This is a genomic window from Pseudomonas sp. NPDC089392 (assembly GCF_044749595.1).
Classification (GTDB): Bacteria; Pseudomonadota; Gammaproteobacteria; order Pseudomonadales; family Pseudomonadaceae; genus Aquipseudomonas.
Genome location: NZ_JBIVIF010000006.1, coordinates 102,506 through 126,127, shown reverse-complemented (window position 1 = coordinate 126,127; position 23,622 = coordinate 102,506). Strand labels below are relative to the sequence as shown.

Below are 23,622 nucleotides of genomic sequence, written 5' to 3'. Positions count from 1 at the left end.
CCATGTCACCTGGCCAGCGGGTGATCTTGCTTATTCAGGCACGACACCCCCCAGTAAGCGCAGCCGCGAACGTTTCTGGCGTGGGGCTTTCCTGCCAGGTTGGCACATCGTCCGGCAAGACCAGCCAAGGCTGCTTGTGCTTTACCCAGATATGCGCGACGGGGCGGAGCGAGGAACGTTCATGCAGGGTGCCAGCCCTGAGTACCCACAGCCTCGGTGCGGCGGAGGTGGTGTTGTACATTCGGGTATGGCAGGTGGCGCACAGGTAATGCCGAGCATGCTGCCCTTGTTGTTCATAGTGGTATTCGACCGTGGGGCCGGTAAGCGTGAATGCGCCCTCCGGTAGCAGGGCATGCAGCGCGAAGCCGCCGCCGCTCCATGCTTGGCAATGTTGGCAATGGCAGGCGTAGACCGCCAACTGCGGTGTGGTTGGCGAGTGATAAGTCACTGCGCCGCAACGGCATTCACCGGCAAGTTTCATGGTTGTGTTTTTCCGTAGTTACGCCTGGAGCGCTTGATTGATGAGACAGGTTTCAGTAAAGGATGCGGTAGATCCTGCTTGATTGAAACTGATCAAAGATGCCTACCTGCTCATAGGAAATGTATGAACGCCCCGCAACTACAGTGGGAAACCCAACGGGTTTTCCTGGCCGTCCTTCGAACTGGCAGCCTTTCTGCCGCCGCCCGTGCCTTGGGTATTGCCCAGGCTACGGCACGGCGCCGGGTCGACGCGCTGGAGCACAGCGTCGGTACCAGCCTGTTTGTCCGCTCACCGGCGGGCTTGATGCCGACCGACACGGCCAGGGAACTGGTCGCGCATGCCGAGTCCATGGCGCTGGCCGCTGAAGCCTTCGCCCGTGCTGCCTCGGCCCAGGCCAGTGTGGCTGGCGGTACCGTGCGCGTCACCGCCAGCCAACTGCTGGGTGTCGAGGTGCTGCCACCAATGCTGCGAACGCTGCGTGAGGAGAGCCCCGAGCTGGCCGTGGAGCTAAGCGTTTCGAACCGGATGGAAGACCTGGCATTGCAGGAGGCCGATGTAGCGGTGCGTATTCGTCGCCCCAGCGAGGCGATGGTGGTTACGCGGCATGTGGGGGACTTGCGGGTGGGGCTGTACGCAACCCAAGCGTTGCTGGAGGAGAAAGGCAGCCCTCAAACCCTTGCTGACCTGCACCGTTACCCGTTGATTGGCCCAGACCGCAACCTGACAGAGCTGGCGTTCCTGGCGCAGCAGGGCCTGGCCTGTAGCCCGCCGAGCAGCGTTATTCGTACCGACTGCCATCTGGCTCAATTCGCCGCGCTCAGGGCGGGGCTCGGCATTGGCGTTTGTGCTAGCCAGTTGGCCAGGCAGCACGGGCTGGTGCACGTGCTGCCCGATGAGGTCGGTTTCCGCGTCGATATCTGGGTTGCCATGCACCATGATCTTCGGCGGGTAAAGCGGGTTGCGCAGGTTTTCGATGGGTTGTCGCAGGCGCTGCAGCGGTATCTGGAGGTGGGTTAGCCAGCCTACCTCCAAGCTACCCGGCAGCGCCCTCGATACGCCCTGCAACCTATGGCGAAACCAGCACGTCACACTGCGATTCGTTCAGTACATGCTTGGTGACGCTGCCAACCAACAGCTCTTCCAGCGCGCTCGCACCCTGCTTGCCGACCACTATCAGGTCACACTCCAGCTCCTGTTCCTGCTCGGCAATACGCCAGCCAGGGTCGCCATGCACCACCATTTGCCGGGCATCGGCCACGCCGGCAGCCTCGCTCAATTCGGCCAATTGTTTCACTGCATCCTTGCGGATGACATTGCGGTAGTGGGTGAGGGTGTCGTGGTCGATGTGGGCGAAGCGCATGCTGCCTTCGAAGGGGGCTTCGTACACATGCAGCAGAATGATCTCGGCCTGCGGCGCAATCGCCTTGGCCAGCTTGATGGCACGCAGCGACACAGGTGAAAAATCGACTGGAACCAGCACGGTGCGGTAGGCATCGCGGGGGGCCGGCTTGACCACCAGCAAAGGGCAGGGCATGCGGTTGAGCATTTTCTGCACGGTAGAGCCCAGCAGCAGGCGCCGCGCCACGCTCTGGCCCTTGGCCCCGCACACCAGCAGGCTGCTGCGCTTGTCCTGCACTACCCGGGTGATTTCCGTGGTCACCGAGCCGTTGGCCACTTGCACGCCAGCGGAAATGTCATAGCGCTGGAACAGCAAGGCAGCCAGTGCGTGCAGTTTTTCGCCGGCAGTATCCAGTACCCGCTTCAGCAGGTCGTCATCAGGCACCACCAACTGCTTGAGGCGCTCGAAGGGTGCTGGGTTGGCAACGTAGAGCAGGTCCAGTGAGGCCTGTTGCGCCTTGCTCAGGTATGCAGCACGTTCTGCTGCGTTGCGCGCAAAGGGCGACAAGTCGGTGGCTACCAGGATGTGTTTCAGCGGGCTCATGTGGGGCTCCTTATCCAGTTCATTCCTTGCTTGCAGCCATCGTCTCGTGAACCTGCGACAGCGGCTTGATGTGCGTCAATGGAGTGAAGGTGGCGAGGCGGATCACGTCGGCAATAGCACGCGCAATACCCCTGTCACGACAATAGCAAACACCACCACCGGCAGGATGGAGAACCGCGACGCCGCGTACACGGTAAGCCCTAGCGCAACCAGGTCGGCCGGGTGCCCGGAAACGAACTTGGGGGCGATCACGGCAATCAGCACGCAGCCGGGTGCGGCGTTCAGCACCTGGGTCAGTTGCGGCCCCAGCGTACGGTTGCGCAACAGCAAAAAGCCCAGTGCACGGGTCAGGTAGGTGACCACGGCCATGCCTACAATGGTGACCAGCGTAGCGATGTCGATCATGGCTTGGCCCACAGGTAGGCCGTCACCAGGCCGGCCACGGTGCCGGCAAGCACGTACCAGCCACCGGGGATCAGCAGGTAGAACAGCGCTGCGGTGACCAGGCTGAACAGCCAGGGCAGGGCGGCGTGCACGCCTTTCCACATGCCTTTGAGCAGCACCAGGAAGACCGCAGCGAAGGCCATGTCGAAGCCATAGCTGCGCAGGTCGCCGAGTAGCGGCCCGACCTGCGCGCCAAGGCTGGTGAAGGTGACCCAGGTGGCCCACAGGCACAGCGAAACACCCATGAAGTAACGCAGGCTGAAAGCACCGCGCTGGCGCGCGTCGGCCAGGCCCATGGCCCAGCTCTCGTCACACATGAAGAACAGGGCGCCCAGCGCCTTTGGCAGCGGCAGGTGGCGCAGGTACGGCGCCAGGGTCGCGCCCATCAGCAGGTGGCGGCTGTTGACCAGCAGGGTCATGGCGACGATCACCAGGATTGCCGGCGGCGAAGTCCACAGCTCGATGGCGGCGAACTCCGAGCCACCGCCGAAGTTGAGCCCGGTCATCAGTGCCACTTCACCGGCGGCGAGCTGCTGCTGGGAAGCCTGGGCACCGAGCACCAAGGCGAAGGGGATGAAGCCCAGCAGCACAGGCAGGGCGGCTACGGCGCCACGGCGCAGCTCGCTTTGTGGTGTGGTGGCGGGGGGATCGTTCAGTACAGGTTCAAGGGTATTCATGGTCACCTCCAGGGGAGGTAAATTATTCCAATGTTGCGCTGGAATTGGCTTGCGTAGTTGCTCTCTCGTGTCGATTATTTGGCATCTGCTACTCATGATTAAACGTTTGAGGTTAATAGATGCCAATCAAGCTCGATGCTATCGACCGGCGCATTCTGCGGGCGCTGCAGCGCGACGGCAGGCTGCAGAACCAGGAACTGGCCAAACAGGTGGGGCTGTCTGCCTCACCGTGCCTGCGGCGGGTGCGGTTGTTGGAAGAGGCAGGGGTGATCGAACGCTATGTGGCGCTGGTGGACCCGGCCAAGGTGGCGCTGGGCCTGACCCTGTTCGTGCGGGTGTGGCTCAAGCGCCAGGATCAGGAAACCACCGACGAGTTCGTCGAAGCCGTGCGCCAGTTGCCTGAAGTGGTCGAGTGCCATGTGATGGCGGGTGACTGCGACTTGCTGTTGCGGGTGGTGGCCGCCGACCTTGAGGCCTACCGGCGCTTTCAGATCGCGCACCTGACCAGCCTGAGCGTGGTGCAGAACGTGAAGACCGAAGTGCCGATGGAGAAGATCAAGCTGACCACCGAGTTGCCGGTGTAGCCACGGTATGGCGAGTGCCCATGCGGTGCATGGCACCGGCGTTGCCGGTGTTCGCGGCTCAAGCCGCACAGGTACAGCGTAAGCCCGAAGCCTGCGCAGTCTCTGTGGTTATGGTGGATTACCTCTGGCTGAAAACCGGGCTAACTGTTGCTGCACTGTCGGCCCTGCAACAGCAGTTCGGTGAGCGTGTGCATGGCCGGTGTCGCCTGGCTGCCTTTGCGGGTGACCAGTTCGTACGGGTCGCTGACCGAGCCCATGCTCAGGGGCAGAATGCTGACCTGTTGATTCATTGCACATTGCCGGGCCACGTCGATCGACACCAGCGCGACGAAGTCGGGGCGGTGCTGCAGCAGCGACAAGGTCGCCAGGATCGAGGTGGTTTCAACCAGATGCAGGGGGAAGCGCAGCCCGGCATCGTGGAACTCGCGCTCCAGCTGCACGCGCATCGGCATGTTGGCCCGGTACACGATCCAGCGGCTCTCGGCCAGCTCGGCAAGGCTCAGGCTTGGCGCGTGCTTGAGCGGGTGGTCGATATTGGCGATGACCGCCAGCGTTTCGTCCTGGACAAACGTGCTGGCAAACAGCTGCGGTGTATTGCTGACGCTGGTACGGCACAGGGCGATGTCCAGGCGGCCGCTCTCGATCTGCGCCAGCAACGACTGGCTGGTGTCTTCGATGATTTCAAACGACATCTGCGGCTGGATACTGGTGAGCTGTGACACGGCCTTCATCAGCAACGGCACGGCGCCCATGATCGCCCCCGCTGCCAGGCGGCCACCGACCCCGCGCAGGATCGCATCCAGGTCATGCCGCAAGTTGGAAAGATCCGTTTGTACCACACGCGCATAGCGGATGGCGCAGTGCCCGGCAGCCGTGGGCTCCAACCCGCGGTTGGTGCGGTTGAACAGCACCGTGCCAAAGGTGGTTTCGATTTCCTGCAGCGCCTTGCTGGCACCGGGCTGGGTAAGCCCGACGCTGCTTGCCGCCCCCAGCAGCGAGCGGTGTTCGTCCAGTTCGATGAGCAGGCGCAGGTGGCGGGCATGCAGGCGGGACATGATCGAATTGAGTGACGGGGTCATCTGGTATGCGTCCGGGTTATACCGATATGGATTGTTCTCAATACCATGGCCGGGCGCGCATTCCTATACTGGCGCTGCACGGTGTCGCATCCAGTGCGGCTGAACCGCCCATAACAACAACGCCAGGAGGCTGCGGAGGCCCCATGTCCCTGATCAACTACATCACCCAGATCCAATTCGATATCGGCGCCATTGCCCGCCTGCCAGCCGAGTGCGAGCGCATTGGTATAACCAGGCCTTTGATCGTGACCGACCGTGGCGTGCGTGCTGCCGGTATCGTCGATGTGGCGTTGAATACCTTCAACTACAGCAGCGCGCAACTGCCAATCTATGACGGCACGCCGCCCAACCCCAACGAGAACGCTGTGCGTGAAGCCGTGGCCATGTTCCAGGAGTGCGGCTGTGACGGCATCATCGCCATTGGCGGCGGTTCGGCAATCGACCTGGCCAAAGGCGTGGCGGTGTGCGCCAGGCACGAAGGGCCATTGAAAAGCTTTGCGGTGATCGAGAGCGGGCTGGCCCGCATCACCCCGGCAACCGCGCCGGTAATTGCCGTGCCGACCACGGCGGGCACGGGCAGCGAGGTAGGGCGGGGCGCTATCCTGATCCTTGACGACGGGCGCAAGGTGGGGGTGATTTCGCCCCACGTGGTGCCCAAGGCCGCCATCTGCGACCCGGCGCTGACCCTTGGCCTGCCGGCATCGCTCACCGCCGCCACCGGCATGGACGCGATTGCCCACTGCCTGGAAACCTTCATGGCGCCGGCGTTCAACCCGCCTGCCGACGGCATCGCCCTGGACGGCCTGTGGCGCGCCTGGCGTTTCATCGAAACCGCCACCCGAGAGCCGCAGGACCTGGACGGCCGCATCAACATGATGAGCGCTTCGCTGCAAGGCGCCCTGGCGTTCCAGAAGGGCCTGGGCTGCGTGCACAGCCTCAGCCACGCGCTGGGCGGCATCAACCCGCGGCTGCACCACGGCACCCTGAACGCAATCTTCCTGCCGGCCGTCATCAGCTTCAACCGCAAGGCCGAAACGGTAGTGACCGAGCACAAGATGGCGCGCATTGCCCAGGCGATGGGGCTGGCCGATGAAAGCCAGATCGAAGAGGCCATCCGCCACATGACCCGCACCCTGGGCCTGCCGACCGGCCTGCGCGAACTGGGCGTCAGCGAGGACCTGTTCCCGCGCATCATCCAGGGCGCACTGGCCGATCACAGCCACCGCACCAACCCACGGGAGGCGTCTGCCGAGGACTACCAGTGGCTGCTTGAAGCGTCCATGTAATTCGCTGTCCGCTGTTCAACCAATAACAACAAAAGTGAACGCCCATGACTACCAAGTATGCGCAAGCCGAGCTTGGCCGCTCGCCGGAAGCTGTCGCCAGCTCGAACCCGTTCCGCAAGTACCAGGCCATCACCGTCAGCCTGTTGCTGGTGATCGGCATCATCAACTATGTCGACCGCAGTGCGCTGTCAATTGCCAACACCTCGATCCAGCGCGACATGGGCATCACTCCGTCACAGATGGGCATTCTGTTGTCGGCGTTTTCCCTGGCGTACGCTTTTTCGCAGCTGCCCTTGGGCATGATCATCGACCGCCTGGGCAGCAAGATCTCCTTGGGGGCAGCGCTGCTGGGCTGGTCGGTGGCGCAGACGGCTTCTGGCCTGATCAACAGTTTTGGCGCCTTCATTGGGTTACGGGTGGTGCTGGGGATTGGCGAGGCACCGATGTTCCCGTCGGCGGCAAAAGCGCTGGCGGAGTGGTTCGAGGCCGAAAAGCGCGGCACGCCGACCGGCATCGTGCTGTCATCGACCTGCATCGGGCCATGCCTGGCGCCGCCGCTGCTGACGCTGCTGATGGTCACCTGGGGTTGGCGTGGCATGTTCATCGTCACCGGGGTGTTCGGCATCCTGGTCGCCGCTTGCTGGTTTGCCTTCTACAAGAGCAAGCAGCGCTACCTGGCCGAACTGCCTGCCGAAGAGCGTGAACGGCTGCTGGCGGCCCAGGCCCACAAACAGCCGGTGGCAAGCGCCAGGCCGAGCATGAAGGAACAGCTGGCTGCGTGGGCCGAGTTGTTCCGCCACAAGAGCACCTGGGGTGCTGTGCTGGGCTTCATGGGTGTGATCTACATGCTGTGGCTGCACCTGACCTGGCTGCCTGGCTACTTTGAGCGTGAACATGGCTTGAGCCTGTACCAGACGGCCTGGGTGGTATCGCTGGCCTATGTGTTCGGCGCCTTGGGTACCATTGTTGCTGGCCGCATCTGCGACCGCCTGGTGAAGAACGGCGCTACTGTGCTCGGCAGCCGCAAGCGGGTGGTGGTGAGCGCGCTGTTCGCGGCGGCGGCATTCACCGTGCCGCTATCGTTTGGCAGCGGTTTTATTCTCAGTGTGGCGCTGCTGTGCTGCGCGCTGTTCAGCGTGAACATGGCCAGCTCCACTGCCTGGATGATTGCCAACACCGTGGTCGATAGCCAACGCGTGGCCTCGTTTGGCTCGATCCAGAACTTCGGCGGTTACCTGGCGGGTTCGGTGGCGCCGATCGTGACCGGCTTCAGCATCCAGCAGACCGGGTCGTTTGCTTCGGCGTTCCTGATCAGTGCTGCGGTGGCGGCGGTGGCGGCGCTGGCTTATGTGTTGCTGCTGAAGCAGCCGGTTTGCACCGATTGCTGACCGCACAACACGTGTAGGAGCGGCCTTGTGTCGCGATCGGGCCGCAGAGCGGCCCCGGCGATATGTGATGTGTAGCTGAAATCCTGGGGCCGCTTTGCGGCCCGATCGCGACACAAGGCCGCTCCTACAGGGGGATCGCGTCAGGCGGTTAAATAACGAATTGTGATGCCAGGCATCATGACAATATATTTATCCTTATCAATTTCAGGCCCTAGCATCTGTAACCCGCCATCGCCCATCACCATGAGGTTTTGATGAACAGTTCGCTCTTCGTACACCAACGTACCGCAGCCTTGTTACTGCAGCACTGGCGCAGCGGTGAGCTGCTGACGGAACTACCTGCCAGCCTCAAGCCCGAGACGTTGACGCAAGGCTATGACAGCCAGGACCAGCTGTTCGCCGCCGCCGCAGGCCCGCGTGCCGGGTGGAAGCTGGGTGTCGGCAGCCCCGCAGCCATGCGTGCGGCCAATTTGTCCCGGCCCCTGGTTGGCCAGCTGGAAGCGCAGCGTTGCCACCCTGATGGTGTGCACATCCAGCTGCCGGCCGTGACGCCGGTGACTATCGAATGCGAGGTCGCCTTCGTGCTCGGCCGCGATATCGCACCGCAAGCCGGGCGGGTACCGGTCAGCGAAGATATCCGCGCCACCTGCGTTACCTTCGAAGTGGTGCGTTCGCGTTTTGTCGACCGCAAGGCTGTCGGCTGGCCGAGCTTCGTGGCAGACAACGTGGGGTTTGAGGCATTGGTGATCGGCAACAGCCTTGGCGCAGGCATCGATATACCGTTACTGGCCACATTGGCCGAGACCACCGAGGTGTACGTAGACGGCGAATTAAGGGCACGTGGCTTGACTGGCGATGCGGCGACTGACCCGCTGGTGTCGCTGGCCCACCTTTATGCGCATGCTGTCGAGCGGGGCCAGACCCTGAAGGCTGGCGATGTGGTGACTACGGGGGCCATGTGTCAGCCGTTCGACCTGGATGCAACAGGGCACAAGGTCAGCGCCAGGTTCCTCGGCCAGACGCTGTCGCTCACGCTGTAACTGCCGACCACTGCTCGAACGCCGCCTGCATTTTTTGTCGCGTCAGCGGGTCGGCAGGAATCAGGTGCTCGATGCGCAGCGATTGTACGGTGATGTCCAGCGGCATGCCGAAAGTGGTGAAGGTGGACAAGAACCTCAGCTCGCCTTGCGCAGTGTCTACACGGGTCAGCAGCACTGGTGTGGTACTCGCTGCCTGCAAGGGGTTGCCCGGGGCCGGCAAGTCGCGCAAGCGCTCTGCCAGCGCCGGGTTGCCGCTAGCCTCCCTGGACGCGCGTTGCCAGGCAGCAGCGCGGATCTCCTGGGCATTGGCCAGATGGTCGCCCAGGCCGCCGGGGCAAAGCAGTGTTTGCAGCAGGTTGAGGCCTGCCGCCGGCTGCTGCGCAACACCTGCCATCGCCAACAGCAAACCCGTACTGGCATTGGCGTCAATGACATCCCAATTGCTGTCGATGACGATCGCCGGCGCGGGGTTGTTGGCCTGCAGGATATGCTCGATGGCGGCATGCACCAACGCCAGTTCAGGCGCGTCCAGCGGCGAGGTGGCGTAGCGGGGCGCGTACCCGGCAGCGACGAACACTTCGTTGCAATGTTCCAGCGGCGCACCAAGTGCTGAAAGCAGGGCATGCAGGGTGCTCGGGCTGGCCTTGGCGCGCCCGGTTTCCACGCAGCTCAGATGACGCTGCGAGAGCCCGGCCAGCAGCGCAAGTTCAAGCTGACTGAGCCTGGCCTGCTGGCGCAAGTGGCGCAGCTGCTGGCCTGCCGAAGTGTGCGGGGCGGGGTTGCTTCGATGGAACAGATGATGGTTCATGCGTTGCCCTGATCGTCCTTGAGTGCAGTGTCGATGACCTCTCAGGTCATTGAGCGCAGGTAACCCTAGCACTACTGTGCCGGCAAACCCTACTCAGGAGAGAACGATGGCCTTGCGTATCTGCGCGCTGGCGTTGCTGGTGCTGTTTTTGCTGTATACCGGCTGGACGATGCTGATTGCCGAGCAGTCGCTGGTGGCGTTCGGGCTGGAACTGATGTCTCGGCCAGACACCGCCCAGGTGGTCATCGACCTGTACCTGATGGCGGGGCTAGCCTGCCTCTGGATGGTGAGAGACAACCGTGCACGAGGAAGCGCAGGGCGCTCGGTGCTGCCCTACCTGCTGTTGACCGCCGTGTTCGTTTCACTCGGGCCGCTGCTGTATTTGGCGAACAGAGGCGTTGCCGGGGAGCGCCAGCCATGAGCAGTGGCTTGCAGGTCTATGGGCTGTGCGTGGTAGTGCTGTTCCTCAAGATGTTCCTGGTGTCCTGCTATCAGGGCTATCACCGCTTGCGCTTCCTGGCTTTCACCAACCCGGAGGATGCCGCTGTGTTCAAGCGCGCCGCGCAGGCTGCGGAACGCCCGCAGGTGCTGCGCGCGGCCAGGGTGTGGGCCAATGACCTGGAGAACATCCCGGCCTTCTTCGTCTTGGGCGGGCTGGCTGTTGCTCTCGGAACACCAGCGGCTCTCGGTGCGTGGCTGAGCATCGTGTTCACCGTCGCCAGGGTGCTGCACACCTGGGCCTATCTGGCGGGTGTGCAGCCGTGGCGAACGCTGTTCTATGGTGTTGGAGTTGTCTGCCTGCTGGGATTTTGTGCAGACATCGCGCTAAGGGTTATGCATGGCTTTGTCCCCTTGTAGCTAACCGCATACGCACCACCTGTAGAAAAACGCTGTCGCGCAGAGGGATAAATTCGTAAGCGCGACGCGACCTCTGTGGGAGCGGGCGCGCCCGCGAAGAATCCAACGCGGTGCATGGTACCGGCTACGCCGGTGTTCGCGGCTGAAGCCGCTCCTACACCGGTACAGCGTGGGCCCGCAGCCTGCGCGCTACGTGGGAGCGGGCTTGCCCCGCGAAGCAGGCGACGCGGTGGCTGGCACCGGCTGCGCCGGTGTTCGCGGCTGAAGCCGCTCCTACACCGGTACAGCGTGGGCCCGCAGCCTGCGCGCTACGTGTAGGAGCGGGCTTGTCCCGCGAAGCAGGCAACGCGGTGGATGGCACCGGCTGCGCCGGTGTTCGCGGCTGAAGCCGCTCCTACACGGGTACAGCGTAAGCCCGCAGGCTGCGCGGTACGTGTAGGAGCGGGCTTGCCCGCGAAGCAGGCGCTACAGTATCAAGTCGTTAACAGTCAATGTGGTCACTCCCGTTAGCTGAATCGAGAATTCCGCAGCGGCATCGCCATCGGTATTGCCGTACAACACGCCAGCTGAAAACTTCAGTTGGCCTGCTGCCGTGAAGGCGGCGTTGGCGGCGATGAAGGAAACGAATGGGTTGTCGGCGCTGGTGGTGGTGTTGGCATCCAGTGCAGAGAGGTCGATTTTGTCGATGCCGCTCTCGAAGTCGGTGATCACATCCCGGGTTGAACTGCTGGTGCCCATCTCCGCCAGCGCACCGAATTTGAAGATATCTGCGCCTGCACCCCCTGTCAGAATATCCTTGCCCAGCCCGCCAATGAGGGTGTCATTGCCGTCGCCGCCGAACAGCTGATCGTTACCTTTGCCGCCATCAAGCACGTTGTCGCCGTGGCTGCCGGTCAGGTTGTCTGCATAGTTCGAACCGATCACGTTTTCGATGCTCATGACCACGTCAGCCCCGGACGAGCCGCTGGCCGTTGTCGCACTCGATTCACTCAACGTGAGTGTGATGCCTTTGCCTCCTTTGACCGGCGCGTAGGTATAGGCAAGCGTATCGATGCCTGCGCCACCGTCAATGTGATTGACTCCGTTCCCGGCGTAGATCAGGTTGTCCAGGCTGTTACCGGTAATATGCGATGCACCCTTGGCAAAAATACGGGCATTCTCGATATTGTCGGCCAGCACTAAGGTGCCGTTCTCCAGGTAGCTGTAGACGGTGTCGATGCCGCCGACAGCACCCTGCGTGGTTTCCACCACGCGGTCATCAGCATTGTCGACGGTGTAGGTATCGTCGCCATCACCGCCAATCAGGGTGTCGGCGCCGGCACCGCCGTCAAGCAGGTTGTTCTGCGCGTTGCCGGTAATGACGTTGTTCAGGCCGTTGCCCGTTCCGGACAGGGCCGAACCGACAAGCACAAGGTTCTCGACATTATTGCCAAGCGTGTAGGAAGCAGCGGTAGACCTGACGATGTCAGTACCCTGGCCGGCAAGTTCAGTCACAGTGTCTCTAGCGTCGTCAACCAGATACACGTCATTACCTTCACCGCCCCTCAGGGTGTCACGCCCGGCGCCGCCATCCAGCATGTCATTGCCGGCGCCGCCGGTCAGCACATTATTGCCACTGTTGCCGGTCAACACATTGTCGAGCGCATTGCCTGTGCCGGAAAGGCCGGCAGTACCTTTCAACAGCAGATCTTCGACATTAGCCCCCAGCACGTAGCTGATGCTGGCCTCGACCAGGTCCCGCCCACCCTGGGCGTTTTCTACCACGACATCGCCCGTGGCGTTGACGATATAGCGGTCGTCACCCTCGCCACCGTACAGCCTGTCGTTGCCGTTACCACCGTCCAGAAGGTCATTGCCCAGGCCACCCACCAGCTGGTCGTTTCCTGCACCGCCAATCAACTGGTCATCGCCGGCCAAGCCGTAGATGACGTCAACACCCGCCGTGCCGGCCAGCGTATCGGCAGCATCGCTGCCTGACACACTGCCTGGCGGCGGGGCGATGACGAGCAGAAACTCATCGCTCACCGCCAGCCCATCCGGGTCACTGGCGGTGACCCGGATGCTGTACGTCCCGGCATCGGGGATGGCGGGGGTGCCGGAGAAGGTTCGGGTGTTGGCATTGAATTGCAGCCAGGTGGGCAGGGCAGAAGCATTGGCTGCTGTCGCCGTGTAGCTCAGGGTATCGCCGTCCCGGTCGGTAAACGCGTTGGCAGGCAAGGTGAAGGTAAAGGCCGCACCGAGGGCGATGTTCCGGTCCTCCAGAGGCGTGCTCAGTACAGGCGCCGTGTTGATGTTGGACGCCGCCACCGTGACGGTTACCAGCGCACTGTTGCTGCTATGCCCGTCGCTGATCGTATAGCTGAACTTGGCTTCCCCGACGAAATTGGGGGTTGGCGTAAAACTGACGTTGCCATCGGCGTCAAGCACCACTGTGCCGCCCACGCCACTGGCAACTGCAACCAGTACCAGCGGATCACCTTCAATGTCGCTGTCGTTGCCCAGTAACTGCGTTGCGGTGTACGTCACCGGTGTGTCCTGGGTGGCCGTCAGGGCATCGGGGATGGCCTGCGGTGCATCGTTGACCGGTGTCAGGTCCAGTGTTGCGCTGCCTGTGGTGCTCACACTGGCGTCGCTGACCGTGAAGCTGAACGTGACGGAGCTGTCGTCGTTGAGTGCGGGTGTGTAGCGCCAGCTGCCATCCAGGTTGTCGACCAGGCTGCCGCCGCCGGAAGCGATCGTCAGGGCGCTGGCCGTCAAGGCGTCACCATCGACGTCGCCTGCGTTGGCCAGCAGCTCGGCCTGGGTGATAAGCCGCTCGCCACTGTCTTCGGCGATGGCGGTGAGCAGGGTGGTAGTGATGGTCGGGGCATCGTTCACCGCGGCAAGGTCAAGGCGCTGTACTGCGTTGGCGCTGCCGCCCTTGCCGTCGACGACGACATAGTTCAACAGCAGCGGGCCGTTGTAATCAGGGGCTGGGGTGATCATCCAGCTGCCATCGTCATTGCGGGTCACCGTGCCATGGTCAGCGACCAGCTCGGTGACAGAAAGCGCATCGCCATCCACATCGATGAATCCGCTCAGCAGTGCCGTGCTGGCGACGATGTAGGCCGTATCTTCGCTGCCGTTTGCCAAGGTGGCGGTGGGCGCGCCGGAGGGTGCTGCGTTGGCGGTGCTTGTCACCTGTACTACCAGGTCTGCCTGGGCAGGCGCGGCCTCGGTATTGCCGGTATGGTCGCTGGCTACTGTGTAGAACGCGTAGCTGTGCCCCGCCAACCCGGTATAGGTGGCGCTGGTCAGCGTGGTGTTTTCCAGCCAGGGGGTATAAGCGCCGCCGTTGTCGGAAACGAACACCGTGAAGCCCGCCAGGCCTGATCCAGCGTCATCGCCTTGCCAGCTCACTTCGAACTCGGTGCTTTGCACGGTTCGCAGCGCCGGGCTGCCGGTTGTGGCGGCAGCGTCCATCTGGCTGGTGGGTAGCTGGGCGTCGATGGTGTTGAAGATCGGCGGCGTGTCGATGGGTTCGTTGGTATCGAATACGATGGTTGCCTTGGCATCGATCACAGCCCCCGTTGCGGTGCCAGCAGCGGGCCTGACGCTGAAGTTCACGTAGCCTTCGCCGATGCCGTCGGCATTATTGGGCGGCAGGAAGCCGACCAGGGGGTTGTCAGGTATTTCACCGGTGTTCGGGTCGATCGCCGTCAATGTCCAGAAGGCCTGGTGACGCTGAACGTCGATGCCCGCCACGACATCGACCAGGAAGCCCTTGCTGGCGATCAGGTCGATACGGTTGACGTAGAAGGCGACGCCTTCGGGAACTTGGATGTCGATGTCGCCCCAGCCAAAGTTGCCGAGGCGGAAACTGTTTATTCCGATGTCGTTGTCCAGCTCCAGCGTAATGGTGACCAGGCGAGCCGGTGCGGTTGCGGTGGGCTGGTTTTCGAAGCGGATAGTGTAGGGTAGGGTATCGGTGCTGCTGACCCAATGTTGTTCGCCGTAGCCGTCTGGGCCGAGGATGTCGTTGGGGTCGGAGGGGGCGACGATTTGGATGGTGTTAGTGGTTTCGGGGGTTGTAGGGATGTTGGCTGGTAGATCCTTAAGCCGATACCACACGATTTCATCTTGACCTTTTGCTTTCAAAATCCAACCCGTATATCCGTTTTGGAAAATCTTACCGGTTCCTGGCGCATGCCAAACATCCGCCGCTACCGATTGTCCTTTATTATTTGTATACGTCCCCGCCAAATTTCCACCATATAAGACAACGTGGCCTGGAGAGCCTGAGATGTAACCGATGTCTCCGATTTGATGAGGTCCTGTTGCCGGCTCGAAATAGGGGCTTGCGCCGAAAGAACTAGAGCCGATAGGGCTTTTTCCCAAATTAATGCCAGCTTGGTTATATATTGCCCAAATTGAACCTGAACAATCCGCCCCTGCTTTTGAAAAGTTATCTCCTGGAACGCTTCGATAAGGAACGCCCGATTTTATCCAGTCATTTACTGCATCTACCAGCGATTGCTGTTGTGCCTGAGTCAACTTTAGGCCAAGCGGATCTATACAATTAGTTGGGTCATTGATCACGTATCCGTATAAATTCATTCCACCAGATACATTGATTGGATCTAAAGAAATAAATCGACCTTGCGCGTCATCAAAAAATCGCGCTCGCATAAAATTCAATCCATTTCCCTCATCCATCACCCCCCATTGCCCTAAATATTCAAACGGATTGTTGACGGTTTCGCTGGCAATCAGATTCTCGCCAAACGGCAAATAACGATACTGGTTGACATAGGTGCCATTGGAGTTGGTTAAGCCCGCCGTCGAACCGATCGCATCGAAGTCATAATAACTAGCACCGTTCGCAGCATTACTAAGGCTTTCCAGTCCCAGCCCATAGTTATAAACGGCCACTTGGTTACCCGCCGCATCGTATTCCGCCGCCACGTTCACCATACCGGTCGGGTCGAGTTGATAGTCGGTGCGTATACCGTTGTGCACACTGGCAATACGGCTACCGAGCGCATCGTATTCATAGGCCCAGCTATCGCTCGGCGTCGCAACGCTGATCAGCCGGTTCTCGGTGTCATAACCATAGGTGGTTGTGATGCCGTTATCGGTCTTGCTTTGCAGATTGCCGTCGGCATCGTAGGTGAAGGTAGCATTACCAGACTGGGTGTATTGATTGAGGTTGTTAGCGACGTAGTTCTCGGCAGTGCCATTGTCCGTGACCGAGACGCGATTGCCGGCGGCGTCGTAGCGGTACTCGATGTGGCGGCCGTCGGGCAAGGTGACTCCGGTCAGTTGGCCGATGGCGTCGTAGTCGTAATGGGTGTTGCCGTCCAGTGTAGAGACATCGGTGCGGCGCCCCATGGCATCGTAGTTGTAGTCGAAGCGCGAATTGACCGTGCCATCGGCCTTGAAATTGACCAGATGGGTGAGGTGACCATTAGTGTCGTATTGGTAGGTGGTGTAAGTACCATTGCCGTTATCACCACGGGCTAGGTGGCCGGTGTTGTCGTAGCTGTAGCGGGCGATCAGGTTGCCCGTGGCGTCGGTCAGCTCGGCCAACTGGCCGTCAGCGTTGTAGCTGTAGTTGGTGACGTGGCCGGCCTGGTCGACCATCTGGGTGCGATGGCCTGCCGTATCGTAGCTGTAGCTCAGGAAGCGACCGGCGGCGTCAGTGACCTTGATCAGTTGGTCGGCAGAGTCGTACTGGTAGACGGTGTGGCTGTCGGCGTCGGTGGCGCTGGTCAGGTTACCACGGGCATCCCAGGTGTAGTTGGCGCTGCTGCCGTCGGCATAGGTCTTGGTGATGAGCTGCCCGCGGGCGTCGTAGCTGTAGCTGATACCGTCACCGCTGCGATTGAGCGAGCCGGTGAGATGACCTTGGGCGTCGTAGCTGTAGGTTTCGCTGCTGCCGTCGGCATAGGCAATCTTGCTCAGGTTGCCGTGATCATCGTAGCCATAGCCGATGGCGTTGCCACGCTGGTCGGTAACGCTGGCTAGTTTTCCGAAACCGCTTTCATAGTTGAACTGGACTTGTCCGCCGAGGGCATCCTGGACCGAAACCGGGTTGCCGTTGGCGTTGTACACGAAGCTGCTTGCGGTGCCATCGGGGTTGACGATGCCGGTCAGGTTGCCGTCGGCGTCATACCGCAACTGGCTGACATGGCCCTGTGCGTCTTCGATCTGCGCCACCTGGCCCCGCTCGTTGAGGAGCAGATGAGTAACCGCGCCACTGGCATCGGTGATCGTGACGCCATTGGTGCTGTCATAGGCGTAGCTGTATTCAACCGAACCGGTACTGTAGTGGTTGAGGCGCCCCTGGTCGTCGTACGAAAAATGCTGCACCAGGCCATCGGGCTGAGTGATGGTGCTGACCATGCCGAAGGCGACACCCGGCGTCGTGACGTAGTCGTAATGGGTGGTGCCGTTGGCGGTGGTGACATCGGTCAGCAGGGTGTTACTGGCGTCGTAGGCATAGGTGACGGCATGTCCCACCTGGTCGGTCATGCTGGTCAGGCGCCCTGCGGCGTTGTAGGTGAAGCTCAGGCTATCGCCATTGCTGGCAACAACCTGGCTAAGTAGCCCACTGTTGTAGGTGGCAAGCAGCTGGTTCCCGTTGCTGTCGGTGATGCTGTTGAAGCTGCCATCCGGGTTGAACGCGGTCTGGGTACCATCCTGCTGGCGCAGGAGGTAGGCATTGCCAATGTTCATGAGCTGCGCAGTGCCAGTGCCTACAAAGCTGCCATCGGCCTGATGGACAAAAATGACCTGCACGCTCCCCATCCGGACCACGACATCGCCATTGGCCTGTTGGGTAGCGGTAATATCCCAGGCGAAGGTGTGGCCGTTACCGAGTGCGCCCGGTGTGGCGGGGCGCAAAAAGGCGCCGTTGGCAGTGGCCTGGGCGTACTCCATGCCGGAAAGAGTACCCACGTTGTTGCTCACCGCTTCGAGCTGATCCAGGCGCGTGGCATTCTCGGCCAGGGCATTCTGGTAGTCGGTGGTGGTGCTACCCAGTTGCTCAATGAGGTTGAGCTTGAGCTGGGCCCAGGAGGCTTCGTCGATGCCTACTGGCTTTACGGCCTCCAGTTGCGCATTCCAGTCGATGACCTCATCCGGCGTCATGCTGGAGACGCCGAGGCTGACTGTGCCCCGGCCATTGAAATTCGGCCGGAAGTAAAGCTGGATGCTACCCTCGGCCCCAGGGCTGAAGATGCCCGCCGGCCCCTCTTCATTGATCGCCAGGAATTGCAGGCTGGTGCCACCGAACTCGGCATCTTCCGGTAGCTTCAGCAACGCATTGCCGGACACGCTAAGCAGCGGAGCAGTAACGTCCGTCTCGCCGACGTTCTTGTAAACGATGCGCACGACGCCACTACGCCCAACCAACAGCGCCGAAGGCGTCTCGACGCCATATTCGACGTGGCCCAGGGCACCGGTATTAACGGTGAACGCATCGTTCAACAGCGCGGTCCTGCCGCCGTCCGACAGCTTGACGTCATAGGCTTCGGTAGCCATGCCGGTCAGGTCAAAGGTGGCCCATAGTTCGGTACTGTCCTTCCACAGTACCTGGCTGGCGCTGTGCGCTACCCCATCACTGCCCACCAGTTGAGCTGTGGTCTGTTCGGAGAATTTGGCACCGTCGATGCGAAGGGTAACTTTGCCTTTGTTACTGCCGGCGTGAGTGCCAATGTCTGAAATCGAAAACTGCAGTATGTCGGCAGTCAGGGTATAGGGCACTGGCGAATACTCAATTTCCTGACTCAGCGGATTGATCCGCCCGGCCATATTGGCATCCGGGCTATAAGCCATGATGTAGTAGGTGCCGGCATGGGTGTTGGCGACCACCAGGTCCTGGTCCGGCGAGTCTGCCAGCGTAAAGGCAAAGTCGAACGCTGAGCGGGTCGGCAGATGGCCATAGCTGACATATAACTCGGTGTGGCCACTGGCTGCGAGGCTGTCGTAGGCAAATTTCAGCGTCTCGCCTGCTGCTACATCAACCCTGTAGAAGGCCTGGCCGGCTTGTGGTTTGGCGTATACGCCGGCGTCCAGCAAAGTGTTGGTGACCGGGGTTCCCGGGGTCAGCGTCGGCACATCGACATGGACCGTTGCGGTGGAAACCAGCTGGTTGTTGCCCTCATTGGTTTCGGTCTGCTGATTGCGGATATCGCTGCGGACGATGACGTAATAGTCGCCTGGCAGCAGGCCGGGCATTTCGCCAGTGGCGGTTTGCGAATAGGAGCTGCCACCATTGACTGGCCCATTGGTATTGACCCTGGCAAAAAGGGTGTCGTTGATATCCCAGACGTTATCCTTGGACAAATACACCGTATCAAGCCAGGCCCCGTTTGCAGTATTGCCACTCAGGTTGGCGATGGTGTAGCTGATATGGGTAAGGTTGCCGGCAATTCCGAGCGAGGGCACGTCAATGGCCGTGGGGGTAAAGTCCACGGGCGGCGGCAAGGCAATCTGCAGCGGTTGGCTACCGCTAGTGACGTTATTAGCCTCGGCGTTACGCTCGTATATATCATTCCAACTGTCGACCATGGCGAATAGGTAATACTGACCCGCTACGCCTTTGGGTATCAGGAAGCTCTGGCTCAACGATACCGTGCCGTTTGCCGCCAGTGAGGTTGGATAATCGTTAAAACCCAGGAAAATGTCGCTGCTTCGATCGAATACCGCATCAAGTGACAGATAGAAGGATTGTCGCCACCCGTTTTGCGTCGGCGCATTGTTCAGGTTTTCGACGTTCCAGTTGACCGTAATGTTCTGGCCACTGATAGCAGGACCGGTCGCGCGTAAATCCTGAATGACGAGGTCCGGTGTAGGGCTCTGGGTAATGGTAGTGAGCGTGGCGCTGATCGCCGAGTTGTTTGCAAGTTGCCCTCCCTCAGGAATAGCCTCTAGGGTGTCGGTTCGCACGAACGTCCAGTAATCGCCTTGCAGGTCGATGGGCAAGTCAATATTGACCGAGCGGTGCTCCTGTTGCTGCGCGCCCAGCCCGTTGACGTGCCTGGCAGCGAAAAATCTCAGGTCATCGGCGTTGCCCAGTATGGTGTCTTTCGAGAGCACGACCTCATCAAACCATGGTCTGCCCTCAATGAAATGGGTCGGCCCGGGCCCCTGATTGGTGACCGTATACTGGACGGTAAGGGGTTGCCCGGAATTGGCGCTGGTCGAGGTGGTGACTGCAGAAACCTGAAGATCGGCGGGCCAGGGTTGTATCTGTACCGTGGCAGCGCTCGCGTTATTGGTTTCGTTGGTACCTTCGTATACAAGATCATGCTCAATACCAGCTCCATCGTCCGTCACGACAAATAGCTTCGAATCACCCGTCCATTCGGCCGGTAGGGTAACGATAGTGCTGGCGGAATAACCCTCGCCTGCATTCAGCAAGCCTGCATGCTGGACCAGGGCCAGCGTGCGGTCGTCTTCATTGCCCAGTACCGCATCCTTGGACAGAACGACTCGGTCTACCCAGGCACTGGCGATACTGTCGCCCAGACCTTGGTTGGTCACCGTCCAGTTGACCCTCAGCCCCGTGCCTTGGAGGACGGACGCTGGAGTGCTGACGGTGCTGACGACCAAATCGGCGGGCCTGGAAACGATATCGATCGGGGCGGCTACCAGGATGTTATTGGCATTATCCAGCTCAAAGACTTGGTTGCGATTGTCGGTGCTGACAATCAGGTAGTAGTTACCGGCAATCCCGTTGGGCAAAGTGGCCGTGAAATTCTGCACATACTGGTCGCCGATACTGAGGGTGCCCGCACGATGCAAATCTGTCGGGCTCAGTTTTATGTCGTCGGCATCGAGCGTTGTATCGCTGGACAGGTAAACGGTGTCGTACCAGCCGTTGACTGCCGGGGCGGTGAGGCCATTGTTGGCCACGGTGAAACTGATATTGAGACCATGTCCGGCGACCGCCGGCCCGGCGGTGCTGATGGAGACTGGCAGCAAGTCCGGTGGTGGAGTCAGGCGTACCAGGGTGGCCTCGCTGTCAAAAGCCTTGTCGTTGGATTGCAGGGGGTTGCTGACGCCTGGCGCCGGCGTGAGCCGGACGAAAAAGTAAGCGTCGCCGGAATAACCACTCGGCACCACAACATCCATGCTGGTTGAAAACAGGCTTTGATGATTCGGGGCCGGCAATAAGGAAATGGGTGAGCCGTTGCCAATTGAGCCGAACCCGTCAGGGGCATAGAACGTCTGCACGACCGTGCGCAGAAGTACATCGCTGGCGTCCAGCACGGGGTCCGTCGAGAGGAAAACCTGTGACACCCACGCCACGGCAAATGGATTGGCCGGTATCAAGCCCGGGCCGCCACCACCCGGACTGAAAAAGTTCAATGAAATAGGCGACTCGCCAACATTGCTGACGGAGTAGCGAATGTTCACCACCTGGTCCGAAAATGCCTGGGCCGGTGCACTCACCAGCTCAACCTGCAGATCGGACTGTTGTGCCAGTGGCACAGGCTGGATGTCGACAACTGGGCTGGCCAGCAGATTGTCGTCCTCGTGGCCTATCTCAAGCAGGTTCTTGCTGGAGTCAGCCTGTACCAGGATATGGAAATTACCTTGAAGATTGTTCGGCAGGGTAAAGGTCGCCTGGTTGACATAGGACTCGCCAATGTCCAGGTAGCTTGGGTTTTGCACATGCCCCAGGAGCAAATCGGTGCTGAATGCTCCGGTGTTCAATTGCTCATCTGTCGATAGCCAGACAGCGTCGGTCCAGGTGGCTGAGGTGGTCGGGCTGGTGCCGGTGTTCTTCACCACCCATTGCACGGTGATCGTGTTGCCTTGAAAAACAGCCGTCGGCGCGGTAATGCGCTCGACAACCAGGTTTGGAGTGGGGGGCAGGCTGAAGTGGATCAGTGAACTTGCCGCCGTCACGTTATTGGCTTCACCCAGCCCACCTTCGGGTACCGAATTGCCGGCATCGGTCACGACTACGAAACGATAGTCGCCCAGTGCATCGAGCGGAATCTGTATTGACTGGATACGCTCCAACGGTGAATCCGGGTTGAGCGTGCCGGTAAAGCTGAACTCGCCCATGAGGCGGTCAAGTTCAGGGGTGTCTGGATCATCCAGGTAAACCAGGTCACTCCAGGTGCCGGTAAGTGGGGCCTCACCACGATTGGTGATGGTCCAGGCAAGCTCGATTGGCATTCCGGTATTGGCCAGTGAAAGCGGGTAACGGGTGGCCACCTGGCTGACCACCAGGTCGCCATCGACATTTTTAACCGTAACGATCAATTCCTGATCTACGCTGAGTCCGCCTTGATCGGTCGAGCGGACCGTTATGCTGTGGGTCGGATGGGTTTCAAAGTCGATCAGGCTGGCATTGGCTACCAGCAGCGTGTTGCCTTGCAGCAAGAAGCGGCCATTAGCGTCATCCAGCAGCAGGTAAGTGAATTGAGCGTCATGGTCGGGGTCCTCGGTACTCAGTGTCCCCACCTGTTCGCCATCACTGCCCAGTTCGTAGATACCCGTGGAGGTCAGCGTGATGGTCGAGGGGCGCTCGTTGACATTGTTGACGCCAATACTCAGGGTTTTTTCGATGCTCAGGCCGGTGCTGTCGGTGGCCCGCACCTGGATGTCGTGCGCGGCTGCCGCTTCGTGGTCCAGCAGGCTACCGTTGCCCACCTGCAGTTGCTTACCAACCAGCACAAAGCGGCCATTGGCATCGTCAAGCAGCTGATAGGTATGCGCGTCGCCGGCATCGGGATCTAGGGTCGACAGTGTGCCGATCACTGTTCCGGCGGCAGCGTTTTCATCGACTGACGACACATCAAGCAGCAGCTTGCTGGGTGGTTCGGGCAGGTTCACCACGGTCAGGGCAAAATCGCTGCTTGCCTGGGCGCCGGCACTGTCGGTCGCGATGACCCTGACACTGTAGGTGCCAATGTCGGGATCATCCGGCGTACCGCTGAAGGTACGCGTCGCGGCATCGAAATGTAGCCAGCTCGGAAGGGCCGAGCCTTCAGCCAATATCGCGGTGTAGTTGAGCGTGTCTGCTGTGTCCGGGTCGGCAAAGGTGCTTGCCGGCAGGACGAAGCTGAACGGCTGACTGTCCGTTGCGGTTTGCGCTTCGATGGGGTCGGCAGCTACCGGTGCGTGATTCAGGGTGCGAATTGTCAGGGTGAATGTGTCGGCAACCCTCGCACCGGCCAGGTCGGTTGCGAATACGCTCAGCGCCAACGTGCCAGTATCAGCAGCGCTGGGCGTTCCGGAAAACTCACGGGAAATCGGGTTGAAGTTCAACCAGGTCGGCAAAGGCGAGCCGTCGGCCAGCGTTGCGACATAACTCAGTGAATCACCGACATCGACATCAAGGAAGGTGTTCGGCGCAAGCGTGTAGCTGAACGGCTGGCCTTCCGATGCCGTCTGGTCGGAGATGGCGTTGAGGACGACAGGCGCGTCGTTGACGTTGGCCACACTCAGGATGAAGGTAGTTGCAACACTGGCGCCGAGGCTATCGATGGCATTGATTCGAACACTCAGTGTGCCCACATCCGCATTGGCCGGGGTACCGCTTAGCGTACGTGTGGCGTCATCGAAATGCAGCCATGTGGGCAGCACCGAGCCGTCCGCCAGGTTGGCGGTATAGCGCAGGGTGTCGCCGGCATCCGCATCAGCGAAGGTGGAGAGGGGCACCACCAGGGTGAATGCCTGGTCCTCCACTGCAGCTTGATCGGCGATCGGTTCGGCTACCGTTGGCACCTGGTTGTTGCCAATTGAAGCGGCAGTCCACACTGTGCCGTCGGTGAACTCGATGCGCTCGACCTGGTATTGGGTGTTGTTCTCGATGGGGGGGGGCAGGAACCAGTTCTGCACCGTGACCCGGTCCACCCCATTGTGGTGGGCGAGCACCAGGTCCATGCCGTTCTTGCTGACCAGGATGTCGCTGGCGGCAATGCCGGGGCCGAATTTTAGTACATCGGTCATCAAGGTGGTGGTGAAAACATCTTCCTGGATCAGGTCCTGACCATCGCCCAGATTGAACTCGTAGACATCCGCGCCGCCTGT

14 protein-coding genes are annotated in these 23,622 nt (G+C 60.8%); 7 read left to right on the top strand and 7 right to left on the bottom strand.

Annotation, left to right across the window (positions count from 1 at the left end; genetic code table 11):
* Nucleotides 1–34: 34 nt before the first annotated feature.
* The gene (locus tag ACIP1G_RS08540; protein WP_400735453.1) at nt 35–481 is read right to left on the bottom strand and encodes a GFA family protein; all 447 of its coding nucleotides are present in this window, start codon (nt 479–481) and stop codon (nt 35–37) included.
* Between the two features lie 123 nt (nt 482–604).
* On the opposite strand from ACIP1G_RS08540, the gene ACIP1G_RS08535 reads away from it, so the two are divergent.
* Nucleotides 605–1,498 (top strand): LysR family transcriptional regulator, encoded by an 894-nt coding sequence (locus tag ACIP1G_RS08535; protein WP_400735451.1) that lies wholly within the window; start codon nt 605–607, stop codon nt 1,496–1,498.
* A gap of 49 nt (nt 1,499–1,547) precedes the next feature.
* On the opposite strand, the gene ACIP1G_RS08530 is transcribed toward ACIP1G_RS08535, so the two are convergent.
* From ACIP1G_RS08530 to ACIP1G_RS08520, 3 genes are all read right to left on the bottom strand, one after another.
* Complete coding sequence (locus tag ACIP1G_RS08530; RefSeq protein ID WP_400735449.1) at nt 1,548–2,423, bottom strand: universal stress protein; 876 nt, start codon at nt 2,421–2,423, stop codon at nt 1,548–1,550.
* 102 nt (nt 2,424–2,525) lie between these two features.
* Nucleotides 2,526–2,828, bottom strand: a complete 303-nt coding sequence (locus ACIP1G_RS08525; RefSeq protein ID WP_400735447.1) for an AzlD family protein — start codon at nt 2,826–2,828, stop codon at nt 2,526–2,528.
* A complete protein-coding gene (locus ACIP1G_RS08520) occupies nt 2,825–3,544 on the bottom strand; it encodes an AzlC family ABC transporter permease (protein WP_400735445.1) in 720 nt (239 codons plus the stop codon). Before ACIP1G_RS08520 ends, ACIP1G_RS08525 begins: the two co-directional genes overlap by 4 nt.
* 119 nt (nt 3,545–3,663) lie before the next feature.
* Between ACIP1G_RS08520 and ACIP1G_RS08515 the strand changes: the two genes are divergently transcribed.
* Nucleotides 3,664–4,128, top strand: a complete 465-nt coding sequence (locus ACIP1G_RS08515; RefSeq protein ID WP_081742284.1) for an Lrp/AsnC family transcriptional regulator — start codon at nt 3,664–3,666, stop codon at nt 4,126–4,128.
* A 140-nt stretch (nt 4,129–4,268) separates the two neighbouring features.
* Here the strand turns inward: ACIP1G_RS08515 and ACIP1G_RS08510 are convergent, their stop codons facing one another.
* Entirely contained in the window at nt 4,269–5,207 is a 939-nt protein-coding gene (locus tag ACIP1G_RS08510) for a LysR family transcriptional regulator (RefSeq protein ID WP_400735443.1), read from the bottom strand.
* A 143-nt stretch (nt 5,208–5,350) separates the two neighbouring features.
* Between ACIP1G_RS08510 and ACIP1G_RS08505 the strand changes: the two genes are divergently transcribed.
* From ACIP1G_RS08505 to ACIP1G_RS08495, 3 genes are all read left to right on the top strand, one after another.
* Nucleotides 5,351–6,493: an iron-containing alcohol dehydrogenase gene (locus ACIP1G_RS08505; protein WP_400735442.1), complete on the top strand. Its 1,143-nt coding sequence runs from the start codon at nt 5,351–5,353 to the stop codon at nt 6,491–6,493.
* Between the two features lie 44 nt (nt 6,494–6,537).
* Complete coding sequence (locus tag ACIP1G_RS08500) at nt 6,538–7,881, top strand: MFS transporter (RefSeq protein ID WP_400735440.1); 1,344 nt, start codon at nt 6,538–6,540, stop codon at nt 7,879–7,881.
* 254 nt (nt 7,882–8,135) lie between these two features.
* The gene (locus tag ACIP1G_RS08495; RefSeq protein WP_400735439.1) at nt 8,136–8,921 is read left to right on the top strand and encodes a 2-keto-4-pentenoate hydratase; all 786 of its coding nucleotides are present in this window, start codon (nt 8,136–8,138) and stop codon (nt 8,919–8,921) included.
* Here the strand turns inward: ACIP1G_RS08495 and ACIP1G_RS08490 are convergent.
* Nucleotides 8,911–9,729, bottom strand: coding sequence for a helix-turn-helix domain-containing protein (locus ACIP1G_RS08490; RefSeq protein ID WP_400735437.1), 819 nt, complete (start codon nt 9,727–9,729; stop codon nt 8,911–8,913). The two genes, ACIP1G_RS08495 and ACIP1G_RS08490, sit on opposite strands and share 11 nt — an antisense overlap.
* A gap of 106 nt (nt 9,730–9,835) precedes the next feature.
* Between ACIP1G_RS08490 and ACIP1G_RS08485 the strand changes: the two genes are divergently transcribed.
* Together ACIP1G_RS08485 and ACIP1G_RS08480 are read left to right on the top strand one after the other, a co-directional pair.
* A complete protein-coding gene (locus ACIP1G_RS08485) occupies nt 9,836–10,150 on the top strand; it encodes a DUF2834 domain-containing protein (protein WP_400735435.1) in 315 nt (104 codons plus the stop codon).
* Entirely contained in the window at nt 10,147–10,587 is a 441-nt protein-coding gene (locus ACIP1G_RS08480; protein WP_400735434.1) for an MAPEG family protein, read from the top strand. Before ACIP1G_RS08485 ends, ACIP1G_RS08480 begins: the two co-directional genes overlap by 4 nt.
* 465 nt (nt 10,588–11,052) lie before the next feature.
* Here the strand turns inward: ACIP1G_RS08480 and ACIP1G_RS08475 are convergent, their stop codons facing one another.
* Complete coding sequence (locus ACIP1G_RS08475) at nt 11,053–23,541, bottom strand: cadherin-like domain-containing protein (protein WP_400735432.1); 12,489 nt, start codon at nt 23,539–23,541, stop codon at nt 11,053–11,055.
* Nucleotides 23,542–23,622 lie beyond the last annotated feature (81 nt).

What these genes read in the sequence shown, in the direction of transcription:
- ACIP1G_RS08540 (WP_400735453.1), bottom strand. Translation starts at nt 481, where the DNA reads ATGAAACTTGCCGGTGAATGCCGTTGCGGCGCAGTGACTTATCACTCG.
- ACIP1G_RS08535 (WP_400735451.1), top strand. Translation starts at nt 605, where the DNA reads ATGAACGCCCCGCAACTACAGTGGGAAACCCAACGGGTTTTCCTGGCC.
- ACIP1G_RS08530 (WP_400735449.1), bottom strand. Translation starts at nt 2,423, where the DNA reads ATGAGCCCGCTGAAACACATCCTGGTAGCCACCGACTTGTCGCCCTTT.
- ACIP1G_RS08525 (WP_400735447.1), bottom strand. Translation starts at nt 2,828, where the DNA reads ATGATCGACATCGCTACGCTGGTCACCATTGTAGGCATGGCCGTGGTC.
- ACIP1G_RS08520 (WP_400735445.1), bottom strand. Translation starts at nt 3,544, where the DNA reads ATGAATACCCTTGAACCTGTACTGAACGATCCCCCCGCCACCACACCA.
- ACIP1G_RS08515 (WP_081742284.1), top strand. Translation starts at nt 3,664, where the DNA reads ATGCCAATCAAGCTCGATGCTATCGACCGGCGCATTCTGCGGGCGCTG.
- ACIP1G_RS08510 (WP_400735443.1), bottom strand. Translation starts at nt 5,207, where the DNA reads ATGACCCCGTCACTCAATTCGATCATGTCCCGCCTGCATGCCCGCCAC.
- ACIP1G_RS08505 (WP_400735442.1), top strand. Translation starts at nt 5,351, where the DNA reads ATGTCCCTGATCAACTACATCACCCAGATCCAATTCGATATCGGCGCC.
- ACIP1G_RS08500 (WP_400735440.1), top strand. Translation starts at nt 6,538, where the DNA reads ATGACTACCAAGTATGCGCAAGCCGAGCTTGGCCGCTCGCCGGAAGCT.
- ACIP1G_RS08495 (WP_400735439.1), top strand. Translation starts at nt 8,136, where the DNA reads ATGAACAGTTCGCTCTTCGTACACCAACGTACCGCAGCCTTGTTACTG.
- ACIP1G_RS08490 (WP_400735437.1), bottom strand. Translation starts at nt 9,729, where the DNA reads ATGAACCATCATCTGTTCCATCGAAGCAACCCCGCCCCGCACACTTCG.
- ACIP1G_RS08485 (WP_400735435.1), top strand. Translation starts at nt 9,836, where the DNA reads ATGGCCTTGCGTATCTGCGCGCTGGCGTTGCTGGTGCTGTTTTTGCTG.
- ACIP1G_RS08480 (WP_400735434.1), top strand. Translation starts at nt 10,147, where the DNA reads ATGAGCAGTGGCTTGCAGGTCTATGGGCTGTGCGTGGTAGTGCTGTTC.
- ACIP1G_RS08475 (WP_400735432.1), bottom strand. Translation starts at nt 23,541, where the DNA reads ATGACCGATGTACTAAAATTCGGCCCCGGCATTGCCGCCAGCGACATC.